Genomic DNA, 20,399 nt, shown 5'->3' with positions numbered 1-20,399 from the left:
TTCGTCGGACCATGTCCGAGCCAGCGAGCGGCTGTTCCGACATCGGCAGTTCGCGACGGCGGGACCGTCCCTTGCATATGTCGAAGACCCGAAATCGAATGCACGCCTGCCGCTTCAGTCGCGAGGGGCCAGGCTGGCCCGCTCGACGAGGCGCGGCCGTGTGAGGTGATGGTGCGGCGCGTAGCGTCCCTCGATCCGCTCCAGAAGCTGGTGGGTCGCCTGCGCGCCGAGTTGGCGCCCTGACTGATCGACGCTGCTCAGCGCGTTCTGCGCGAGATTGCAGAGCGGCGAGTTGTCGTAGCCGACGATCGACAGGTCGCGCGGGATCGCCAGACCCATCTGCGTGGCGACGCTGATGGCTTCCAGCGCGCAGGCGTCCGTCCAGCAGAACAGGGCCTCTGGCCGGGGCGATTGTTCCAGAAGCGGACGGATGACCTGTCCCGCGAACGGGCTGTTCTCGGCCCGGTGCACCTCGATCCAGCGGTCGAGGCCGCGCCGCTGCATGGCGCGTCGATAGCCGATCTCGCGGTGCGCGGTCACGGCGAAGCTCTCGTCCGGCGTCAGCGCGAGGCTGACATGGGCGATGCGGCGAAGGCCCGCCTCCGCCAGCCGGTCCACCACCATCTCGGCGCCCAGCGCGTCGTCGTTGTTGATCGTGTCGTAATGCTCGGCCTCGGGGCGATGATGGCCGATCACGACGGTCGGAATGCGCTGCGCGGCCTCGTCCAGAAGCGCCAGCGGCATTCGGGGCGCCAGGAAGATCAGCCCGTCCATCTGCCGGTCCACCATGGCCTCGACCAAGGTTCGCTCCGTGCCGACCGCCGAGTTCGAGACGCCGAGCAGGGGCTGGTAGGGCGTCTCGGCCAGAACCGTGCCGATGCCGATCATGATCTCGGAAAAGAAGGGGTTGCGGATGTCCGACAGGACCACGCCGAGCGTGTAGGAGCGCCCGCGCATCCCTCTCGCCGAGGCGTTCGGACGATAGCCGAGGCGCTGGATCGAGGCGTTGACGCGCTCCTTCAGCCCGTCGCTGACCCCATAGGCGTTGCGCAGGACCTTGGACACGGCCGAAACCGAGACGCCCGCGTCGCTCGCGACGGTTCGGATCGTCGCGCGGCCCGGCCGTCCACTCGTTTGCTTCGGCCCCGTGCCCGACCCTGGCTTCACAGCGACCTCGTTCTTCCCGACCGTACCTCAGTTCTCCTTATCGTATCGGATGGCGGTTCGGCTATTGCCACGGAGACGATTTTGTAGAACGATGCACGTAGAACGATACACAAAATGATGATGCCGGTTCGTGGCGGGATGAAGGGCCACGGACCGAGGGGGGAGACAGGCGGATGGACGGTGGAAACCTGAGCATTGGCGCGCCGGGAGCGGACCACGCGAACTGGACGGCGCGGATGATCCACCCGTTGAGCGACGGGGGCGTCGGCACGCCGGCGTCGTTTCTGCGCCGGCGTTTCACGTTGGACGGTGTTTCCGGCGCCGAGACGCTGCGGATCAGCGCGCTCGGCCTTTATCGCTGCTTCATCAACGGACGGCGTGTGGGCGAGGACCTGCTGACGCCCGGCTGGACCAGCTACGACCGCCGCCTGTCCTACCAGACCTATCCCGTCTCCGATCTTCTGACGCCGGGCGAGAACACGATCGAGATCTGGCTCGCCGACGGCTGGTATCGCTCTCAGATCATGTGGGGGCAGGCGCCGATCTTCAACTGCTGGGGCGACAAGACCGGCGTGATCGCGGAGCTTCGGGCGCGCGCCGATGGCGCGCTGCTGCTGGCCACCGATGCGTCCTGGCGCAGCGGCCTGCTGCCGATCCTCGCCTCCGGTCTCTACTTCGGCGAAACCTTCGACGCGCGTCGCACCGCGCTGGAGGAAACCCACGGCGCGGAGGCGCTCGCCTTCGACACGAGCCTTCTCCTCCCCCACGAAACGCAGCCGGTGCGCGAACTGGCCGCCCTGGAGCCGATCGCGCAGACACGCGACGCGGAGGGGCGCGCGATCTACGATTTCGGACAGAACGCGGCGGGCTACATCGCCTTCGAGGTCGAGGGCGAGCCGGGCGCCAAGGTGATCGTCGAGCATTCCGAGATTTTGGACCGCGACGGACACTTCGAGAATTCGAACTACCGCACGGCCGAGGCGCGCATCACCTATATCCTGCGCGGCGAGGGGCCGGAGGCGTTCCGGCCGCATTTCACCTTTCAGGGCTTCCGCTACGCTCGCGTCTCCATCGAGGGCCGCGCGATGTTGCGCTCGATCCGCTCGGTGCCGATCAGCTCGGTCTACCCGCAACGCGGTCGGTTCACCTGCGGCCATCCGCTGGTGAACCGACTGGTGGAGAACACGCTCTGGTCGCAGCGGTCCAACTTCATCGAAGTGCCGACCGACTGCCCCCAGCGCGACGAGCGCCTGGGTTGGACGGGCGACGCGCAGGTCTTCGCGCCGACCGCCTGCTACCTGCACGACAGCCACGACTTCCTGCGCAAATGGCTGCGCGACGTGATGGCGGATCAGCGGGCCGACGGGGCGATTCCGCATGTCGTGCCCGATCCGACGCGCCTTCACCCCGATCTTTATCCCGGCTTCTTCGGCTCGACCGGTTGGGGCGACGCGATCGCGATCGTGCCCTGGACCCTTTACCTCCACTACGGCGATCTCGACATTCTCGCGGAAACGCTGCCCGCCATGGTGCGCTGGGTGGACTTCGTCTGGTCGATTTCGGACGGGCCGATCGTTCGCCCGCCGCGCCAATGGGGCGCGCGCGGCTTCACCTTCGGCGACTGGCTCCAGCCCAAGGGGCCGAGCGCCAAGCCGCTGCCGACCATCGGCGACGAGGCGGCGGCGACGATCTATCTGTTCATCACCTCTAGCCTCGTGTCGCGCATCGCCCGGCTGGTGGGCGACGAGGCGACCGCCGAGCGGATGCGCGAGCGCGCCGAATGCGTGCGCCGGGCCTTCGCGGACGAATTCGTCACGCCAGCGGGGCGGGTCGGAAACGACGACCAGACCTCCTACGCGCTCGCGGTGCTCCACGATCTCGTGCCGCCCGAACGTCTGGGCGCGGTTCGCGCGAACTTCCGCAATGCCATCGCCCGGTCGGAAGGGCGCATCGGAACCGGCTTCATCGGCACGCCCGCGCTTCTGCCGGCGCTCGTGAAGCTCGGCGAGACGGGGCTGGCCAGCCAGGTCTTCCTGCAGGAGGACGTGCCGGGCTGGCTTTATCAGGTGAAGCAGGGCGCCACCACGATCTGGGAGCGCTGGGACGCGATCCAGGTGGACGGATCGGTGTTCGATCCGCAGATGAACTCCTACAACCACTATGCCTATGGCGCCGTGTGCCAGTGGCTTTTCGAGGCGGTGGCGGGACTGCGCCCCGACCCCGACGCCCCCGGCTTCGGCCGCGTGATCTTCGAGCCGCTCGTGCTGCCGGCGCTCGGCCATGCGCGGGCCGAGTACGAGAGCCGGCTCGGAACCGTCCAGGCGGCCTGGCGGGTCGATGACGAGGGCATGGTGGACTATGACATCGTCCTGCCGGCGGGGAGTTCCGGCCTTCTCCGCCTACCGGCCGGGGCCGGGGAGGCGACGCTGGGGGGGCAGCCCGTATCGGCCGATGGCGAGACGGCGCTGGCCGCCGGCCACCACCGGGTTCGTTTCTGCGCGCCGGAGCTGCGGCCCGGCCTGCCGGCCTTCGCGGCCCATACCAGCCGAACGCCTTGAGCCCCGGATGGCGGGACGGGAGCCCGCCTTCCGCCATCATCCACATCGTTTTTGGGAGGAAACAGATGAACCGTCGCAAAGGCCTGTCCATTCTGTGGGGAACGCTCGCCATCGGCCTGCTCTCCGGATCAGTGGGCGCATCCGCTGAGGACACGCAATTGTCCCTGCTGGTCGACAATGCGCCCCATACGATCGCCGTGTCGCAGGCGCTCGTCGCCGCCTTCCAGGACAAGAATCCCGACATCGCGATCGAGATCGAAACGCGCCCCAGCGGCGGCGAGGGCGACAACATCGTCAAGACGCGCCTGGCCACCGGGCAGATGACCGACGTCTTCTGGTACAATTCGGGCGCGCTCCTGCAGGCGCTCGCCCCCACGCGCACGCTTCTGGATCTCGCCGATCAGCCCTATGCCGCCACGATGGACCCCGCCTTCAAGGCGGCGGTGAGCATGGGCGGCGAGGTCTTCGGCGTTCCCACGCGCCCGGCCGAGGCTTTCGGCATTCTCTACAACCGTCGCCTCTATGCCGAGCTCGGGCTCCAGGTCCCCCGGACCTGGGCCGACTTCATGAAGAACAACGAGGCGATCAAGGCGGCGGGGCACACCGCCGTGATCCAGACCTATCGCGACACCTGGACCTCGCAGATCCTCGTGCTCGCGGACTATTACAACGTCCAGCGCCGAGAGCCGGACTGGGCCGCGCGCTTCACGGCGAACAAGGTCAAGTATGCCGACGACCCGGTGGCCCTCAAAGGGTTCGAGCGCCTGAAGGCCGTGCATGACGGCGGCTTCCTGAACGAGGATTTCGGCGCGGCCGGCTACGAGGACGGGTTGCGCATGCTGGCGGAAGGGGAGGGCGCGCACTATCCCATGCTCACCTTCGCCATCCAGGCCATCGCCGAGCTCTATCCCGACCGGCTGGCCGACATCGGCTTCTTCTCCCAGCCCGGCGAGGACGCGGCCGACAACGGCCTGACGACCTGGCTGCCGGCGGCCTTCTACATTCCGCGCTCCACCAGCCACGCCGAGGAAGCCAAGCGTTTCCTCGCCTTCGCGGCGAGCCCGGAAGGCTGCGCGGTGCAGAACAAGGCGGCCGCCGCCAACGGACCCTATCTCGTCCAGGGCTGCTCGCTGCCGGCCGATCTCCCGGCCGTGGTCCGCGACGTGCTCGCCTATTTCGACGCAGGCAAGACCGCGCCGGCTCTGGAATACCTCTCGCCGGTCAAGGGGCCGCAGCTCGAGCAGCTGACGGTGGAAGTCGGATCGGGCATCCGCCAGCCCGAGGACGCCGCCCGCCTCTACGACAAGGACGTCGCCCGGCAGGCGCAGCAGCTCGGCCTCCCCGGCTGGTGAGGCTCGCACAAAGGGGCCGCGCCGGAAGCGGGCGGCCCCGACGCGGCGAAAACCCCCTTCCGCCAAGCCTTGCCCCACGCCCCATCCGTCACGCAGGACGACGATGACCGAGATCCATTCCCCGTCCGCCGAGCCGACCGCGCGTCGGCGGCGCAGCCCCTATCCGTTCTGGTTCTACCTGCCCGCCGCCGCGATCTACGGCGTCCTGTTCCTGTTTCCGGCGCTGTCCTCGATCTGGTTCAGCCTCACGCGCTGGACCCTTTTCGAGTCGAGCTTCATCGGCCTCGACAATTTCCGTGCCTTCTTTCAGGAGCCCTTCCTGGTTCAGGGCCTCGTCAACACCGTGATCTTCGGCTTCCTGACCTCGGGTCTGAAGACCGTGCTGGGGCTGCTTCTGGCGGTGCTTCTGACCTCGCGCATCGCGGCGCGCGACTTCCTGCGCTCGCTCGCCTTCTTTCCCGTCCTCGTCAGCACGATCGGCGTCGGCATCGCCTTCACGGCCATGATGCATCCGACCCACGGGGTCATCAACGAGGGTCTGGCGCTTCTCGGCGTCAAAGGGCCGGGCTGGCTGACCGACCGGCGCCTGGCGCTCCTGTCGGTGGCGGTCGTGGATGTCTGGAAAGGCGTCGGGCTCGCCACGGTGATCTTCATCGCCGGCATCGTTTCGATCCCGAAGGACTATTACGAGGCCGCGCGGATCGACGGGGCGCGCTCGCTCGCGCAGTTCACCTATGTCACGCTGCCGCTGGTGCGGCCCGCCACCGTGACGGTGGTGACCCTGTCGTTCATCGGAGGGCTCAGAACCTTCGACCTCGTCTGGGCCATGACCAAGGGCGGCCCGGGCTTTGCCTCCGACGTCGTCGCCTCGGTGATCTACAAACAGTATCAGGCCGGCTTCTACGGTCTGTCGACGGCGGGAAACGTCATCCTCTTCGCGCTGATCGCGGTGCTGGTGCTGCCGCTCTACGCCTTTCTGAACCGTGAGGAGGACCGCTCGTGAAACGCAAGCGCAGGCCCGTCGCAAACCTCGCCTCGGTCGTGATCTTCGCGGTCGTCTTTCTCGTGCCCTTCGCCTTCATCGCGCTCAACGCCGTGAAGACGCGCGCGGAGGCCAACCGGCTCGACTTTTCCTGGCCCACCAGCTTCGCGCTCTGGGACAATCTCGTGGCCGTGATCTCGGCGCGCAACTACATGTTGCTCACCGCCTATCTCAACTCCACCCTCATCACGCTCGCCAGCGTCACGCTGCTCGTGATCCTGGGCGCGATGGTCGGCTATGTCCGGCAGCGCCGGAAGAGCCGCTGGAACGGGGTGATCGACGCTCTGGTTCTGGCTGGGCTGATGATCCCGCCCGCCGTGGTGCCCACCATCTGGCTGCTTCAGCAGATCGGCCTCTTCGCCACGCTGCCGGGCATGGTGCTGATCCAGGTCGCCTACAACATCTCGTTCTGCGTGATCCTCTATCGCGCCTTCATCGCCACGCTCCCGCGCGAGTTGGACGAGGCGGCCATCATCGACGGCGCCAAGCCGCTCGACCTCTTCTTCCGGGTGATCCTGCCGCTCTTGAAGCCGGTGACCGTGACCAACATCGTGGTGCAGTCGGTCGCCATCTTCAACGACTTCGTCAATCCGCTCTACTACCTGCCGGGCAACGGCAACGTGACGGTGCAACTGACGCTCTACAATTTCCAGAGCCAGTACGCGACGCAGTACAACCTCCTGTTCACGAACATCCTGCTCGTGACGATCCCGCCGCTGGTCGTCTTCCTGTTCTTCAACCGCCAGATCGTGGCCGGCATGACCGCCGGCGCGGTGAAGGGCTGAGCGACGGGAAACCGGGGCACGCGCCCGAAAGGAACTCCATGGCCGACCTGTCGCTTCAATCCATCCGCAAGGCGTTCGGCGCCGTCGAGGTCATCAGGGGCATCGACCTCTCGATCCGGCACGGCGAGTTCGTGGTCTTCGTCGGGCCGTCCGGCTGCGGCAAGTCCACGCTCCTGCGCATGATCGCGGGGCTCGAGGAAATCACCAGCGGCGAGCTCCGCATCGGCGGGCGCCTGTGCAACGACGTCGAGCCGAGCGAGCGCGGCATCGCCATGGTGTTCCAGTCCTATGCGCTCTACCCGCATATGAGCGTCTACGACAATGTCGGCTTCGGGCTGAAGCTGGCGAAGACGCCGAAGGCCGAGCGAGACCGGCGCGTGCGCGAGGCGGCGCGCGTCCTGCAGATGGAGCATCTTCTGGAGCGCCGCCCGCGCGAGCTTTCGGGCGGCCAGCGCCAGCGCGTGGCGATCGGACGCGCCATCGTGCGCAAGCCCGAGGTGTTTCTGTTCGACGAGCCGCTCTCCAATCTCGACGCGGCCCTGCGCGCCGACACGCGCATGGAACTGGCGCGGCTTCATGCCGAGCTGGGCGCGACCATGATCTACGTCACCCACGATCAGGTCGAGGCGATGACCCTTGCCGACAAGATCGTGGTGCTGGACGGCGGCGTGGTGCAGCAGGTCGGCCGACCGATCGATCTCTACAAGAACCCCGCCAATCTCTTCGTCGCCGGCTTCATCGGCGCGCCGAAGATGAACATGCTGCCCGTTCGCGTCGCGGCGGGCGGGAATGGGGAAAGCGTCCTGCTTGCCGAGGGGGCGGGGGAGGTGTTGCGCCTGCCGTCCGTCGCCGGGCTGAATGTCGGCCGCAACCTGACGCTGGGCCTGCGCCCCCAGGCCCTCCGCCTGAACGCGGACGGCTCGATCGCGGGCGAGGTCGAGACGGTGGAGCGACTGGGCAACGAGACGGTGGTGGCGTTCCGCTGGGCGGGCGGGCGGCGCTGGCTGGCCGTGATCGCCGGAGACCACATCCTGCGCCGAGGGGACGCCATTCGCATGGCCGCGATCGAGGAGGAGGTTCTCCTGTTCGACGAAAGCGGCAACCGGCTTCCCATCGATCGAGCCGGCTCGCCCCCGCCTCGCGCGGCCGCGGAGAACGGTTCCGCCCCTGCCGACCTCGACGCCTGAGGCTTCGCGAACCGCCGGGGGCGGATGCGATCGCAGGGTCGCCAGACGCCGTTTCGCTCGGCCCGACAATTGCGCCTCGACTGGATAGGAGCTCTTCGCGAGGCCGACCACCGGGCATTGTCACCGGTGGAACCGGTGATCGGCGCGCTGTCTCGTCGCCGACCGGGTGATCGATCCCGGTCGCGGTAGCAGCAAGCTTGCGATGCGCTTCCAGAACGGCTTCGAGAAAGCGGCCGGTCCAGACATGCCATCGGCCTTCCCCAAAACGATCGTACTGGAAGAAAGGAAGTCGCAGCGGAAGCGAGTTGCTCCTGACGCGCGTTCTCGCCTACAGGCCGAGTATTTCGAAGGCGTCGTCCTCGGGCGAATAGCCCAGGACCTCTCGGCTTTCCTCCAATGTAAGACGCTTGTAACGATTGTCGGACACGCCGTTGACGATGGCAAACCCGACCGTTTCGACGTCAACCGCGCGGACCAACAATTGCACGGCATCGCGATGGCTTATGAACGCACTGACATCACGGGGCGAATGGTTTTCTCCGGGCAGGAATTCGGCGAAATTGGCAATTCGGACGGCGATAACGGATAGGCCTTCCTGCGTCGAGAAATAGGATCCGAGCGCCTCGCCAAAGCACTTCGTTACACCGTACAGATTCTTCGGCCTGACGGGATCGCGAACCGAGACCTGGCGATCCTCCGGATAACCCTCGATCGTCTGCGCGCTGCTGGCGAACACGACGCGGCGGCAACCGGCATCCGCCGCCGCGCGGAAGATATTGAACGCTCCCTTGATGTTGGCGTCGAGCAGCGATCCATAGAAGTCTGCGATCGGCCCGGGATCGGCGGCAAGATGGACGACCGTATCGATACCCTCGCAAGCTCGTCTGCATGCTTCCAGATCGGCAATGTCCATAGCCATGGTGTCGTCCTCGGCACCGAACGACGACGTGTCTCGATCCGCAAGGCGAAGGTGTAGCCGCTTCGGAGCCATCGACCGAAATGCAGACCCGACCCGACCAGCGGCTCCCGTCAAAAGAACTGTCCTCGAGCCGTTCCCAGCCATTCCATCATCTCCGATCAATGTCAGTCTCCACGGGTTCGGCTCTCTCGCGAGACAGGCCGAGCCGATATGGATGCTTTCCGTCCATAACCGAACGAGTCGTTCGAAAGGCACCGTTCCCCTCCGAAACCGTGCTTCTTCGCAGACGCCGAGTTCCGAAGACCTGTTCCGGATCGGATACGCTCGAAACCGCTCGATGCAAACGGCAAAGCGGAAGAGGTCCCTGCGTTCCGAATGAGCGGTTTTGGCCCGTCGCTATCACGATCGAACCAAACGCTCAGTTGGCGATCTCGCGCCTCGCAGCCTCCCTCGCGTCATCGGAAAGACCGGCCCCAGGCGCGCCTCTCCTCGCGCCGCAGCCAAAAGGGGGGCGCCGAGTATAGAGCCCCTCTTGCGGAGTTTCAGTCAGACGGTGTCTCTCAGTCAGCGGGCCCGGATACAGGGTTTGTTGTATCGTCGTTGCGCCGCAGACGAGACACATAGGAAAAACGCTGGCCCGGATGCAGGCTGATGGAGAAGAGCGCGAGCTCGCTCTCGCCGAGGAAGTATCGTCGCGTGATTTCAAGCGTGTGATCACCGGCATCCGCCTCGAGCGGCGCGGCCAGAACCGCCGGGAGTCCGCAGGCCTTGAGCGTCTGCTCTACCAAGGTTACCGGCCTTCCGGCGAATTCTTCGACGAGTTCCGACACGGTACCCCGATGGCCGTCCATATGTTGGCGGACGAATTCGGAAAAGCTTTCCGCCACATAGACATCCGTCCAGCAGATCGGTGCCATCGGCGGATCGGAGCGTTGGCAGCGCCGAAACGAGACGACGAGCCAGCGTGACCCCGCCTCGATCTCGAAACGGGCGGCGGCGGCGCGATCGGCGACCCAGCTGGAAATCGTCAGGCTGTCGCGCAACGTGTCTGAAGCATATTGGACGATCGCTTCGACCGATCCCAACGTCTGGGTGAAGCCGCGTTCGTGGGTTTGCGGGATGGCCGCCTCGACACGCGTGCCAAGGCTTGGGCGGCGTGAGACGAGGCCCAACTTCTGCAACTCGCCTAGCGCTGCGCGAAGGGTCGAGCGGCTTACTCCAAGCAGGACGGCGAGCGTCGGCTCGTTCGGCAGCGTGGAGCCGACGGGATAGACGCCCTCGGCGATCTCGCCTGCCAGCCGATGAGCAACCTGCGCGTAACGCGTCTTCAATGCGCACCATCCTCCATCGGCAGCCACGACAGCATTAGCGCAATTCTCTGTCCGGACAAAGCCGTTGACATTGTTCGGACCGCGTAGTTTGTTCGAACAAAAGGAAAGGGTGGTCGTTTGTCTAGCACCGTCTTCGACTCGCTGTTGTTTCGTGACATGTTCGGAACGGCCGCCATGCGCGCCGTCTTCGCCGACGAGGCATTGGTTGCTCGCTATCTGGAAGCGGAAGCGGCCCTCGCCCGCGCGCAGGCGCGGCTCGGCGCCATTCCCGCCACGGCCGGGACAGCGATCGACGCGGCGGCCCACGCTATCCAGATCGATTTCGATCGTCTGCGCCGCGAAACCGAAATCGTCGGCTATCCCATCCTGCCGCTCGTCCATCAGCTCGCCGAGGCGGCGGGCGAGGCCGGTGGATATGTCCATTGGGGTGCGACGACGCAGGACATCATGGACACGGCGAACGTGCTCCAGATCCGCGCGGCGCTGGATCTCGTTGAAGCCGATATCGAGGCTCTGCGCACGATCCTCGCCCGACTCGCCAAGAGCCATCGCGATACGCCGATGGCTGGGCGCACCCATCTGCAGCAGGCGCTACCCATCACCTTCGGCTACAAGGCGGCGGTCTGGCTGTCTTGCCTCGATCGGCATGCCGAGCGCCTGCCGGGCCTGCGCTCACGGGTCTTGTTCGGCGAGTTCTCGGGCGCCGCCGGAACCTTGGCATCGATCGGCCAGGGCGGCCTGGAGATGCAGGGCGCGTTCTGCGCGGAACTCGGCCTCGCTCAGCCCCCGATCACATGGCACGTCGCGCGTGATGGCATTGCGGAGGTCGTGTCCTTTCTGGGGCTCGTCACCGGCTCCCTCGCCAAGATCGCGACCGACGTCATGCTGATGATGTCGACGGAGTTCGGCGAGGTCTCGGAGCCCTTCGTTCCGGGACGCGGCGCGTCCTCCACCATGCCGCAGAAGCGCAATCCCATTTCCAGCGAGCTGATCCTGGCGGCGGCGAAATCGGTTCGCCAGCAGGTCGCCACGATGCTGGACGGCATGATCCACGATTTCGAGCGCGCTACCGGTCCCTGGCACGTCGAATGGATCGCCGTGCCGGAGAGCTTCATTCTCACGGCCTCAGCGCTCGCCAACGCTCGGTACATGCTCGACGGGCTTGTGGTCCACGAGGCGCGCATGCGCACCAATCTCGATCTGACAGGCGGGCTCATCGTCGCCGAGGCGGTGATGATGGCGGCCGCCCCCAGGCTCGGGCGCCAGCACGCGCATGATGTCGTCTACGAGGCCTGCCGCGCCGCGATCGAGGGCGGTGGTCGTCTCGCCGACATCCTGAAGACCAAGCCTGAAGTGATGGAGGCCCTGGGAGGGGCCGAGGCCATCGAGAGCGCCTGCAATCCGGCGAACTATCTCGGCCTGTGCGGCGAGATGGTCGACCGGGTTCTGGCCGGCCGGGGCTGAGGCGCCAGAGAAATCGACCAAGGGGCCGGATGAATCGCGCGCACGGCGCGCCATCCGGACGGGAGGAGTACCCCATGAACAGCATTTCGCCCAAGGCGGCCGGAGCGGCCGCGATCAAAGCGGGCAAGCCCATCTGGAAAGGGCTTGGGTTCCAGGTGATCGTCGGCATGGTGCTCGGCATCCTGGTCGGCCTGATCTGGCCCGAATTCGGCGCGTCGCTGAAGATCCTCGGCGACATCTTCCTGCGCCTCATCAAAACCGCCGTCGCCCCGCTCGTCTTCCTGACGGTGGTGGCGGGCATCGCGGCGGCGGGCGACTTCAAGCGCGTCGGCAAGGTGGGGCTCATCGCCACCCTTTATTTCGAGATCATCTCCACGATCGCAATCGTGTTCGGCTTGGCCGCCGCCTACCTCTTCGACGTGGGACGCGGCATGGGGCAGATCGCGGCCTCGGCGAGCGCGACGCAGGGCGCGGCCGACGCGGCCAAGAAGGCCGTCGATTCCCATACGACCTTCAGCCAGTTCTTTCTGAATGTCTTTCCCGACAACTTCTTCGGCGCCTTCGCGCGCGGCGAACTTCTCCAGGTGCTCGTCATCGCCATCATTTTCGGCGCGGCGCTCTTGTCTCTGAAGCCGGATAAGCGCGCACCAATCGAAAGGGGTCTCGCCACGATCTCGACCGCCTTCTTCGAATTCATCCATCTCATCATGAAGCTCGCGCCGATCGGCACGTTCGGCGCGGTGGCCTATGCTGTCGGCGCGAACGGCACGAACGTCCTGGTTGCCCTCGCCTGGCTTGTGCTGAGCTTCTACATCGCCATCGTCGGCTTTGTCGTGATCGTGCTCGGCACGGTGTCGATGATCTTCCGTATCAACCTTCTCGGCCTCCTGCGCTATATCAGGGACGAGATCGTCGTCGTGCTTGGCACGGCCTCGTCCGAAAGCGTCCTGCCGAGACTTCTCGAAAAGCTGCCCGGCTACGGCGCCTCGAAACAGGTCGTCGGTCTCGTGATGCCGACCGGCTACGCCTTCAACCTGGACGGCACGTCCATCTTCATGGGCATGGGCGTCGTCTTCCTCAGCCATGCCTATGGCATCGACATCACCTGGACGCAGCTCGGAACGCTGATGGCCATCATGCTTTTGACGTCGAAGGGCGCGGCGACGGTTTCGGGCGGTAGCTTCGTCGTCTTCGCGGCGACAGTCACCGCTTCCGGCTTCATCCCGGTGGAGGGCCTCGCCTTGATCTTCGGCGTCTATCGCTTCATGTCGATCGCCGTTTCCACCTGCAACGCCATCGGCAATTGCGTGGCCACCGTGGTGACGGCGAAACTCTGCGGCGAGTTCGACCCGGCTATGGCGGAGCTGGCAAATCGCGATCCCCTTGCCGCCGAGCGGGCCGTCACATCCGAGTTCGAGCGTGGGGACGCGGCTGCCGCCCCCGCCTGAGGAGCTGAGATACCTCAGCTACTGGATGGTTCTTCCGGGGAGACTCACGAGCTCCCCGCCGTCCCGGCTTTCGCCATCGGCCCACCCATCAAGGACCTCGAACATGACCGATCAACCGGCTTGCCGGATCGAGCACGACGCCTTCGGCCCGGTCGAGATTCCCGCCGACCGCTATTGGGGCGGGCAGACGCAACGCGCGCTCGGTGTGTTCGAGATCGGCGACGAGCGTTTCCCGGCTGCTCTCGTTCGGACCTTCGGCCTGCAGAAGCTCGCGGCGGCCCGCGCCAATCGACGGCTCGGAACGATCGACCCGATCCTGGCCGACGCAATCGAGGCAGCGGCCCGCGAGTTGTGGGAGGGTCGCTTCGACGACCACTTTCCGCTGACGATCTGGCAGACGGGGTCCGGTACCCAGACCAACATGAATGCGAACGAGGTCATCGCAAACCGCGCCAACGAGGCCCTTGGGCACCCGCTCGGACGTCGCCAGCCGATCCATCCCAACGACCATGTGAATCGCTCGCAATCCTCGAACGACAGCTTTCCGACCGTCATGCACCTTTCGACGGCGATCGAGCTGCGCAACGGGCTGCTGCCCGCGCTCGGGCTCCTACGCGACACGCTCGCCGCCAAGGCGCGGGAGTTCGAGGACATCGTCAAGATCGGCCGGACCCACATGATGGACGCCGTTCCGATGACGGTCGGACAAGGCTTCGACGCCTTCGCCCGGCAGATCGGTCTCGGGATCGACCGGGTCGAGGCGACGATGCCGCGCCTGTACCTGCTGGCGCAAGGCGGCACGGCCGTTGGCTCGGGACTGAACGCGCCGGATGGGTTCGACGAGGTTTTCTGCGCCGAGGTGGCGAGCCTGAGCGGGCTCCCGTTCCTGCCCAATCCGAGCAAGTTCGAGGGGATGGGTGCCCATGACAGTCTGGTCGAAGTCTCGGGCGCGCTCAACGTTCTCGCCGTCTCGCTGATCAAGATCGCCAACGACATCCGCCTGCTCGCCTCCGGGCCGCGATGCGGCCTTGGCGAGCTCGTCCTGCCGGACGACGGGCTGTCCTCCTCCATCATGCCGGGAAAGCGCAACCCGACCATCGCGGAGGCGCTGGTGCAGGTCGCCTTTCAGGTCATCGGCAATCACGCGACGATCTCGGCGGCGGGCGCGTCGGGAAGCTTCGAGCTCAACGTCGCCAAACCCGTTCTTGTCCACAACCTCCTGCAATCGATCCGCCTCCTGACGGACGGTTCGCGGATCTTCGCCACGAAACTGGTTCGAGGCCTCGACGTCGACCGAGAGCGTCTCGCCGCGAATGTCGCCGACGCGCTGCTCCTCGCCACGGTTCTCAATCCAATCTTGGGCTACGATCGCGTCGCCGACATCACCAAGAAGGCGCTGAGCGAGAACCTGACGCCGCGAGCGGCGGGCATCGCGCTGGGCTACGTGACAGGAGAGGACTACGACCGCATCGTCGATCCGAAGACGATGGTCGCACCTGTGCCGCGCTAGCCAGGGCAGCGCCCCCACGAACTCGGGAGTCAGGTCGTCGCTGAGAACGGCGATGCCGAAGCCCACTCCTAAAACCGGCGTGATGAGCGACAGGACGCCAAGGCGCGACGCGAGGTAGGCGCGCATCGACGGTTTGCCGAAGATGCGGGCTCGGCATCTTCGCATGGGGTCGGCACGCCTCGATCAGCGGCTCCGCATCAAACCATTGCTCCTCGCTCAGCATCCCACATCTCCTTGCAGGAAAGCCAACGACATAGAGTCGGACTGAGGCGCCAACAGGCCCCAGAGGGTTCAGCCGGCGTCGGCGCCCGGCTTGGTGCCGACCGAGATGCCGCCGGCGCGCTCCAGGGCGCGCTTGGCGGCCTTGGGCGGGCGGGCGCGCAGGGCCTCCAGGCCCTCGCGGGCGAGAGGGCGCAGGCCCGCGCCGTCCGCCGCGTCGAGATGGGCGAGGATCGTGTCGCGCATGCGCGGCGTCCAGAAGGCGGCGACATGGTCGGCGACGCCGAGCGCGCCGGGCTCGTGCGCCTGCGCCTCGAAGAAGCGCGCCACCTGGTTCAGCATGGAGACGAGCTTCTCGGCCTCGCTCGGACCCGTCTCGTGCGCTCCGGTCTCGTCCGATCCCGCGTCGTGTGGCGCGCTCATTCCGCCGGCTCCGCCTGGGCGACGCGGCGCGAGCGCTCCGCGAAGCTGTTGTAGTGCTCCTGCCAGTCGCTCGGCCCGTTGGAAGGCGAGACCTGAACGGCGGTCACCTTGTATTCCGGGCAGTTGGTGGCCCAGTCCGAATAGTCGGTCGTCACGACATTGGCCTGCGTCAGGGGATGGTGGAAGGTCGTGTAGACGACGCCCGGCGCGACGCGATCCGTGATGCGCGCGCGCAGGCTCGTGTCGCCGGCCCGGCTCGCCACCTTGACGAAGGCGCCCTCGCGGATGCCGCGCTCCTCGGCGTCGTGCGGGTGGATCTCCAGAAGATCCTCCTCGTGCCAGAGCACGTTGTCCGTGCGCCGCGTCTGCGCGCCGACATTGTACTGCGACAGGATGCGGCCCGTGGTGAGCAGAAGCGGGAAGCGCGGGCCGACCTTCTCGTCGGTCGGCACGTATTCCGTCACCACGAAGAGGCCCTTGCCGCGCACGAAGCCTTCCATGTGCATGAGCGGCGTGCCGAGCGGGGCCTTCTCGTTGACCGGCCATTGCAGGGACTCGGTCTCCAGGCGCTCGTAGGACACGCCCGAGAAGGTGGGCGTCAGCGCCGCGATCTCGGCCATGATCTCGGACGGATGCGCGTAGGCCATCGGCAGGCCGAGCGCGTTGGCGAGAAGCTGCGTGATCTCCCAGTCGGCATAGCCGTTCTTGGGTTTCATCACGCGTCGCACGCGCTGGATGCGGCGCTCGGCATTGGTGAAGGTGCCGTCCTTCTCCAGGAAGGTCGAGCCCGGCAGGAAGACGTGGGCATGGACCGCCGTCTCGTTCAGGAACAGGTCCTGCACCACGACGCATTCCATGGCGGCGAGGCCCGCCGTGACATGGCGCGTGTTGGGGTCGGACTGGAGAATGTCCTCGCCCTGAATGTAGATGCCCTTGAACTCGCCGGCGACCGCCGCGTCCAGCATGTTGGGAATGCGCATGCCCGGCTCGTCGTCGAGCTCGACGCCCCACATGGTCTCGAACAGGGCGCGCGCCGTGTCGTCGGACACGTGGCGATAGCCCGACAGCTCGTGCGGGAAGGAGCCCATGTCGCAGGCGCCCTGCACGTTGTTCTGCCCGCGAAGCGGGTTCACGCCCGCGCCGCGACGGCCGATATTGCCGGTGGCCATGGCGAGGTTCGCGATGGCCATGACCGTGGTGGAGCCCTGGCTGTGCTCGGTGACGCCGAGCCCGTAATAGATCGCCGCCCGGCCGCCCGTGGCGTAGAGACGCGCGGCGGCGCGAAGGTCGACTGCCGGAACGCGGGTCATCGGCTCGCTGGCTTCCGGCGAGCGCGCGGGGTCGGACACGAACTCCGCCCAGGCCGCGAAGGCCTCCAGATCGCAGCGCGCGCGCACATAGTCCTCGTCCACCAGCCCTTCGGTGACGATCACATGTGCCATGGCGGTGAGAACGGCGACGTTGGTGCCGGGGCGCAGCGGCAGGTGGTGCGCGGCCTCCACATGCGGGGTGCGCACGAGGTCGATGCGGCGCGGGTCGATCACGATCAGCTCCGCGCCCTCGCGCAGCCGCTTCTTCATGCGGCTGGCGAAGACCGGGTGGCCGTCGGTCGGGTTGGCGCCGATCACGAGAATGACGTCGGACTCCTCGACGGAATCGAAGTCCTGCGTGCCCGCCGAGGTGCCGAGCGTGGTCTTCAGACCGTAGCCGGTCGGCGAGTGGCAGACGCGGGCGCAGGTGTCGACATTGTTGTTGCCGAAACCCGCCCGGATCAGCTTCTGGACGAGGAACGTCTCCTCGTTGGTGCAGCGGGACGAGGTGATGCCGCCGACCGCGTTGCGCCCGTACTTCTCCTGGATGCGGCGGAACTCGGACGCCGTGTGGGCGATCGCCTCCTCCCACGACACTTCCTGCCAGGGATCGGAGGTCGAGGCGCGGATCATCGGCTTGGTGATGCGCTCGCGGTGGTTGGCATAGCCGTAGGCGAAGCGGCCCTTGACGCAGCTATGGCCGTGATTCGCCTTGCCGTCCTTCCAAGGCACCATGCGCACCAGCTCCTCGCCGCGCATCTCGGCCTTGAAGGAGCAGCCGACGCCGCAATAGGCGCAGGTCGTGACCTTGGAATGCTCGGGCACGCCAATGGCGACCACCGACTTTTCCATCAGCGTCGCGGTCGGGCAGGCCTGGACGCAGGCGCCGCAGGACACGCATTCGGAGGAGAAGAAGTCCTGCCCCTGGCTCGGCGAAACGCGGCTGTCGAAGCCGCGCCCGGCGATGGTCAGCGCGAACGTGCCCTGCACCTCCTCGCAGGCCCGCACGCAGCGCGAGCAGACGATGCATTTGGACGGGTCGTACTGGAAATAGGGGTTGGAGAGGTCCTTCTCCATGAAGAGCGGGTTCGCCTCGCCATGCTCGTGGGCGTGGACGTGGTTCTCGCCGTGCTGGCCGTAGCGCACCTCGCGCAGGCCGACTTCGCCCGCCGTGTCCTGCAGCTCGCAGTCGCCATTGGCCGAGCAGGTCAGACAGTCCAGCGGGTGGTCGGAGATGTAAAGCTCCATCACGCCCCGGCGCAGCTTGGCGAGCCGGTCGGTCTGCGTGTGGACCACCATGTTGTCGGCCGCCAGCGTGGTGCAGGAGGCCGGCGTGCCGCGCAGCCCCTCCACTTCCACGAGGCACATGCGGCAGGAGCCGAAGGGCTCCAGCGAGTCGCTCGCGCAGAGCTTGGGGATCTTGGTGCCCGTCAGGCTCGCGGCGCGCATCAGGCTGGTGCCCGCCGGCACGGTGACGCTTTCGCCGTCGATCGTCAGCGTCACCATCTTCTCGGAGCGGCGCTCGGGTGTGCCGTGGTCGGTCTCGTGAACGAGCGACATGCCGTGTCCTCCTCAGTTCGCCGTCTGGAGCGCGGCCGGGAGCGGCCGCGCGTCGAGATCGAAGTCTTCGCGAAAATGCGTCATCGCGCTCATGACGGGGTAGGGCGTGAAGCCGCCGAGCGCGCAGAGCGAGCCGAACTTCATCGTCTCGCAGAGGTCGGCGAGGAGATCGAGTTCGGCCCTGGCGGAGCGCCCGGCCTCGCGCGCGGCGAGCACGCGGTCCATCGTCTCCTGCCCGCGCACCGCGCCGATGCGGCAGGGCGTGCACTTGCCGCAGCTTTCCGCCGCGCAGAACTCCATGGCGAAGCGCGCCATGTGCGCCATGTCGACCGTGTCGTCGAACACGGTGATGCCGCCATGGCCGATCAGCCCGTCCTTGGCCGTGAAGGCCTCGTAGTCGAAGGGCGTGTCGAAGAGCGAGGGCGGGAAATAGGCGCCGAGCGGGCCGCCGACCTGCACCGCGCGCACCGGCCGGCCCGAGGCCGTGCCGCCGCCGATCTCGTTGACGAGTTCGCCCAAGGTGATGCCGAAGGGCACTTCAACCAGGCCGCCATGGCGCACGTTGCCGCCGAGTTGCACGGGCATGGTGCCGCGCGAGCGCCCCAGGCCCAGCCGCTCGTAGGCCTCCGGCCCTTCGGCGAAGATCGCCGGCACGGCGGCGAGCGAGAGGACGTTGTTGACCACGGTCGGCCTGCCGAACAGGCCCTTCAGCGCCGGCAGCGGCGGCTTGGCGCGCACGATGCCGCGCTTGCCCTCGATCGAGTTGAGAAGCGAGGTTTCCTCGCCGCAGACATAGGCGCCTGCGCCGACGCGCACCTCCATGTCGAAGGCCAGCCCCGAGCCACCGACCGAGCTCCCGAGCCATCCGACGCGGCGCGCTTCGCCGATGGCATGTTCCATCGCCTCGATCGCGTGCGGATATTCCGAGCGGATATAGATGTAGCCATAGGTCGCGCCGACGCTGACGCCGGCGATCGCCATGCCCTCCACGAGGCGGAACGGATCGCCCTCCATGGTCATGCGGTCCGCGAACGTGCCGGAATCGCCTTCGTCGGCATTGCAGACGACATATTTCTGGTCGGCCGATGCCATGCGCACCGTGTCCCACTTGATGCCGGTGGGAAAGCCCGCGCCGCCGCGCCCGCGCAGCCCGGAAGCGGCGACGGTCTTGACCCGTTCCTCGGCGCTCATGGCGAGCGCCGCTTTGAGCCCGCGCCAGCCGCCATGGGCGCGATAGTCGCTCTCCGAACGCGGATCGACGATGCCGCACAGCGCCATGGTGGAGCGCGTCTGGCGGGCAAGGAACGGATGCGCCTCGGGCCGACCGATGCGCAGCGGATGCGCGCCGCCCTCGAACAGGCCCGCCGCGACTAGCGCGGCGACGTCCGCCACGCCAACAGGGCCGTAGCCGATGCGCCCGTCCGCTGTCTCGACCTCGACCAGCACTTCCAGAAAGTGCATCCCGCGCGAGCCGGTGCGCACGATCTCGACGGCGCGCCCCGCTTGCGCTGCGGCCTGCGCGATGGCGCTCGCCACCTCGTCGGCGCCGACCGCGAGAGCCGCGGCGTCGCGCGGCACGAAAACACGAACCAGCCCGCTCATCGCACGGCCTCCCCGAGAAGCGTCGCCAGTCGCTCGGCTGACAGGCGGCCATGGATCTTGCCGTTCACCATCGCCGCCGGGGCGACGGAGCAGAGGCCGAGGCAGTAGACCGGCTCCAGCGTCACCGCGCCGTCGCCGCTGGTCGCTTTCATGGGCACGCCCAGAAGCTCCTCGGCCCGGGCCTGGAGCGCCCGCCCGCCCGCCGCCTGGCAGGCCTCGGCCGAGCAGAGCTTGACCACGGTGCGGCCCGCCGGCTGGCGGCGGAAGTCGTGGTAGAAGGTGAGAACGCCGTGTACATCGGCGCGCGACAGGTTGAGCGCCTGCGCGATCACCGGCACGGCGGCGTCGTCCACCATGCCGAACTCGCCCTGCACCTCGTGCAGGATCGGCAAGAGCGCGCCGGGCCGATCCTTGTGGGCGGCGATGATCTCGTCCAGCCGCTCTCGGTCGAAGGGAACGGAGCGTCGCGCGGAATCGAGCATGGGTGATCTCCCGAATATCGAAAGGCCGGCGCCGCGAGGG

The 20,399-nt window shown here is 67.0% G+C and carries 15 protein-coding genes; 8 read left to right on the top strand and 7 right to left on the bottom strand.

Going from position 1 to position 20,399, the window contains the following annotated elements; all coding sequences use genetic code 11:
• Nucleotides 1-114: 114 nt before the first annotated feature.
• Nucleotides 115-1,167, bottom strand: a complete 1,053-nt coding sequence (locus tag AUL32_RS22190) for a LacI family DNA-binding transcriptional regulator (RefSeq protein WP_061978885.1) — start codon at nt 1,165-1,167, stop codon at nt 115-117.
• A 173-nt stretch (nt 1,168-1,340) separates the two neighbouring features.
• Between AUL32_RS22190 and AUL32_RS22185 the strand changes: the two genes are divergently transcribed.
• The 5 genes from AUL32_RS22185 to AUL32_RS22165 all read left to right on the top strand — a co-directional run bounded on the left by AUL32_RS22185 (nt 1,341) and on the right by AUL32_RS22165 (nt 8,091).
• Complete coding sequence (locus tag AUL32_RS22185; protein ID WP_062120043.1) at nt 1,341-3,725, top strand: alpha-L-rhamnosidase; 2,385 nt, start codon at nt 1,341-1,343, stop codon at nt 3,723-3,725.
• A 65-nt stretch (nt 3,726-3,790) separates the two neighbouring features.
• Complete coding sequence (locus tag AUL32_RS22180) at nt 3,791-5,077, top strand: ABC transporter substrate-binding protein (protein WP_062120040.1); 1,287 nt, start codon at nt 3,791-3,793, stop codon at nt 5,075-5,077.
• A gap of 103 nt (nt 5,078-5,180) precedes the next feature.
• Entirely contained in the window at nt 5,181-6,080 is a 900-nt protein-coding gene (locus AUL32_RS22175; protein WP_062120037.1) for a carbohydrate ABC transporter permease, read from the top strand.
• On the top strand, nt 6,077-6,904 hold the full coding sequence (locus AUL32_RS22170) for a carbohydrate ABC transporter permease (RefSeq protein WP_062120034.1): 828 nt from the start codon (nt 6,077-6,079) through the stop codon (nt 6,902-6,904). The genes AUL32_RS22175 and AUL32_RS22170 overlap by 4 nt, the downstream gene beginning before the upstream one ends.
• Before the next feature lie 38 nt (nt 6,905-6,942).
• The gene (locus AUL32_RS22165) at nt 6,943-8,091 is read left to right on the top strand and encodes an ABC transporter ATP-binding protein (protein WP_082659999.1); all 1,149 of its coding nucleotides are present in this window, start codon (nt 6,943-6,945) and stop codon (nt 8,089-8,091) included.
• A gap of 328 nt (nt 8,092-8,419) precedes the next feature.
• Here AUL32_RS22165 and AUL32_RS22160 read toward each other — a convergent pair whose 3' ends face one another.
• Complete coding sequence (locus tag AUL32_RS22160) at nt 8,420-9,154, bottom strand: NAD-dependent epimerase/dehydratase family protein (RefSeq protein ID WP_062120030.1); 735 nt, start codon at nt 9,152-9,154, stop codon at nt 8,420-8,422.
• A gap of 416 nt (nt 9,155-9,570) precedes the next feature.
• Nucleotides 9,571-10,341: a GntR family transcriptional regulator gene (locus AUL32_RS25355; RefSeq protein ID WP_061978879.1), complete on the bottom strand. Its 771-nt coding sequence runs from the start codon at nt 10,339-10,341 to the stop codon at nt 9,571-9,573.
• 156 nt (nt 10,342-10,497) lie between these two features.
• Between AUL32_RS25355 and AUL32_RS22150 the strand changes: the two genes are divergently transcribed.
• The 3 genes from AUL32_RS22150 to AUL32_RS22140 all read left to right on the top strand — a co-directional run bounded on the left by AUL32_RS22150 (nt 10,498) and on the right by AUL32_RS22140 (nt 14,763).
• Entirely contained in the window at nt 10,498-11,805 is a 1,308-nt protein-coding gene (locus AUL32_RS22150; RefSeq protein ID WP_202814309.1) for a class-II fumarase/aspartase family protein, read from the top strand.
• A 74-nt stretch (nt 11,806-11,879) separates the two neighbouring features.
• Entirely contained in the window at nt 11,880-13,253 is a 1,374-nt protein-coding gene (locus AUL32_RS22145) for a cation:dicarboxylate symporter family transporter (protein WP_062120027.1), read from the top strand.
• 103 nt (nt 13,254-13,356) lie between these two features.
• Nucleotides 13,357-14,763, top strand: coding sequence for a class II fumarate hydratase (locus tag AUL32_RS22140; RefSeq protein WP_062120024.1), 1,407 nt, complete (start codon nt 13,357-13,359; stop codon nt 14,761-14,763).
• 291 nt (nt 14,764-15,054) lie between these two features.
• Here the strand turns inward: AUL32_RS22140 and AUL32_RS24735 are convergent, their stop codons facing one another.
• The 4 genes from AUL32_RS24735 to AUL32_RS22120 are packed head-to-tail and all read right to left on the bottom strand — an operon-like array spanning nt 15,055 to nt 20,359.
• Nucleotides 15,055-15,405, bottom strand: a complete 351-nt coding sequence (locus AUL32_RS24735) for a formate dehydrogenase subunit delta (RefSeq protein WP_082659995.1) — start codon at nt 15,403-15,405, stop codon at nt 15,055-15,057.
• Nucleotides 15,402-18,275: a formate dehydrogenase subunit alpha gene (gene fdhF / locus AUL32_RS22130; protein WP_062120021.1), complete on the bottom strand. Its 2,874-nt coding sequence runs from the start codon at nt 18,273-18,275 to the stop codon at nt 15,402-15,404. Before fdhF ends, AUL32_RS24735 begins: the two co-directional genes overlap by 4 nt.
• A 12-nt stretch (nt 18,276-18,287) precedes the next feature.
• Complete coding sequence (locus tag AUL32_RS22125; RefSeq protein ID WP_062120019.1) at nt 18,288-19,877, bottom strand: NADH-ubiquinone oxidoreductase-F iron-sulfur binding region domain-containing protein; 1,590 nt, start codon at nt 19,875-19,877, stop codon at nt 18,288-18,290.
• Entirely contained in the window at nt 19,874-20,359 is a 486-nt protein-coding gene (locus tag AUL32_RS22120) for a formate dehydrogenase subunit gamma (RefSeq protein ID WP_062120015.1), read from the bottom strand. Before AUL32_RS22120 ends, AUL32_RS22125 begins: the two co-directional genes overlap by 4 nt.
• Between the last annotated feature and the right edge of the window lie 40 nt (nt 20,360-20,399).

The sequence above is a fragment of the Aureimonas sp. AU40 genome, from assembly GCF_001463785.1.
Taxonomy (GTDB): domain Bacteria; phylum Pseudomonadota; class Alphaproteobacteria; order Rhizobiales; family Rhizobiaceae; genus Aureimonas.
This window is presented reverse-complemented; position numbering and strand designations above follow the sequence as displayed.

Coding starts and splice junctions, on each gene's coding strand:
- AUL32_RS22165 (WP_082659999.1), top strand. CDS start 6,943: ATGGCCGACCTGTCGCTTCAATCCATCCGCAAGGCGTTCGGCGCCGTC.
- fdhF (WP_062120021.1), bottom strand. CDS start 18,275: ATGTCGCTCGTTCACGAGACCGACCACGGCACACCCGAGCGCCGCTCC.
- AUL32_RS24735 (WP_082659995.1), bottom strand. CDS start 15,405: ATGAGCGCGCCACACGACGCGGGATCGGACGAGACCGGAGCGCACGAG.
- AUL32_RS22180 (WP_062120040.1), top strand. CDS start 3,791: ATGAACCGTCGCAAAGGCCTGTCCATTCTGTGGGGAACGCTCGCCATC.
- AUL32_RS22120 (WP_062120015.1), bottom strand. CDS start 20,359: ATGCTCGATTCCGCGCGACGCTCCGTTCCCTTCGACCGAGAGCGGCTG.
- AUL32_RS22125 (WP_062120019.1), bottom strand. CDS start 19,877: ATGAGCGGGCTGGTTCGTGTTTTCGTGCCGCGCGACGCCGCGGCTCTC.
- AUL32_RS22175 (WP_062120037.1), top strand. CDS start 5,181: ATGACCGAGATCCATTCCCCGTCCGCCGAGCCGACCGCGCGTCGGCGG.
- AUL32_RS22185 (WP_062120043.1), top strand. CDS start 1,341: ATGGACGGTGGAAACCTGAGCATTGGCGCGCCGGGAGCGGACCACGCG.
- AUL32_RS22160 (WP_062120030.1), bottom strand. CDS start 9,154: ATGGCTGGGAACGGCTCGAGGACAGTTCTTTTGACGGGAGCCGCTGGT.
- AUL32_RS22140 (WP_062120024.1), top strand. CDS start 13,357: ATGACCGATCAACCGGCTTGCCGGATCGAGCACGACGCCTTCGGCCCG.
- AUL32_RS22145 (WP_062120027.1), top strand. CDS start 11,880: ATGAACAGCATTTCGCCCAAGGCGGCCGGAGCGGCCGCGATCAAAGCG.
- AUL32_RS22150 (WP_202814309.1), top strand. CDS start 10,498: ATGTTCGGAACGGCCGCCATGCGCGCCGTCTTCGCCGACGAGGCATTG.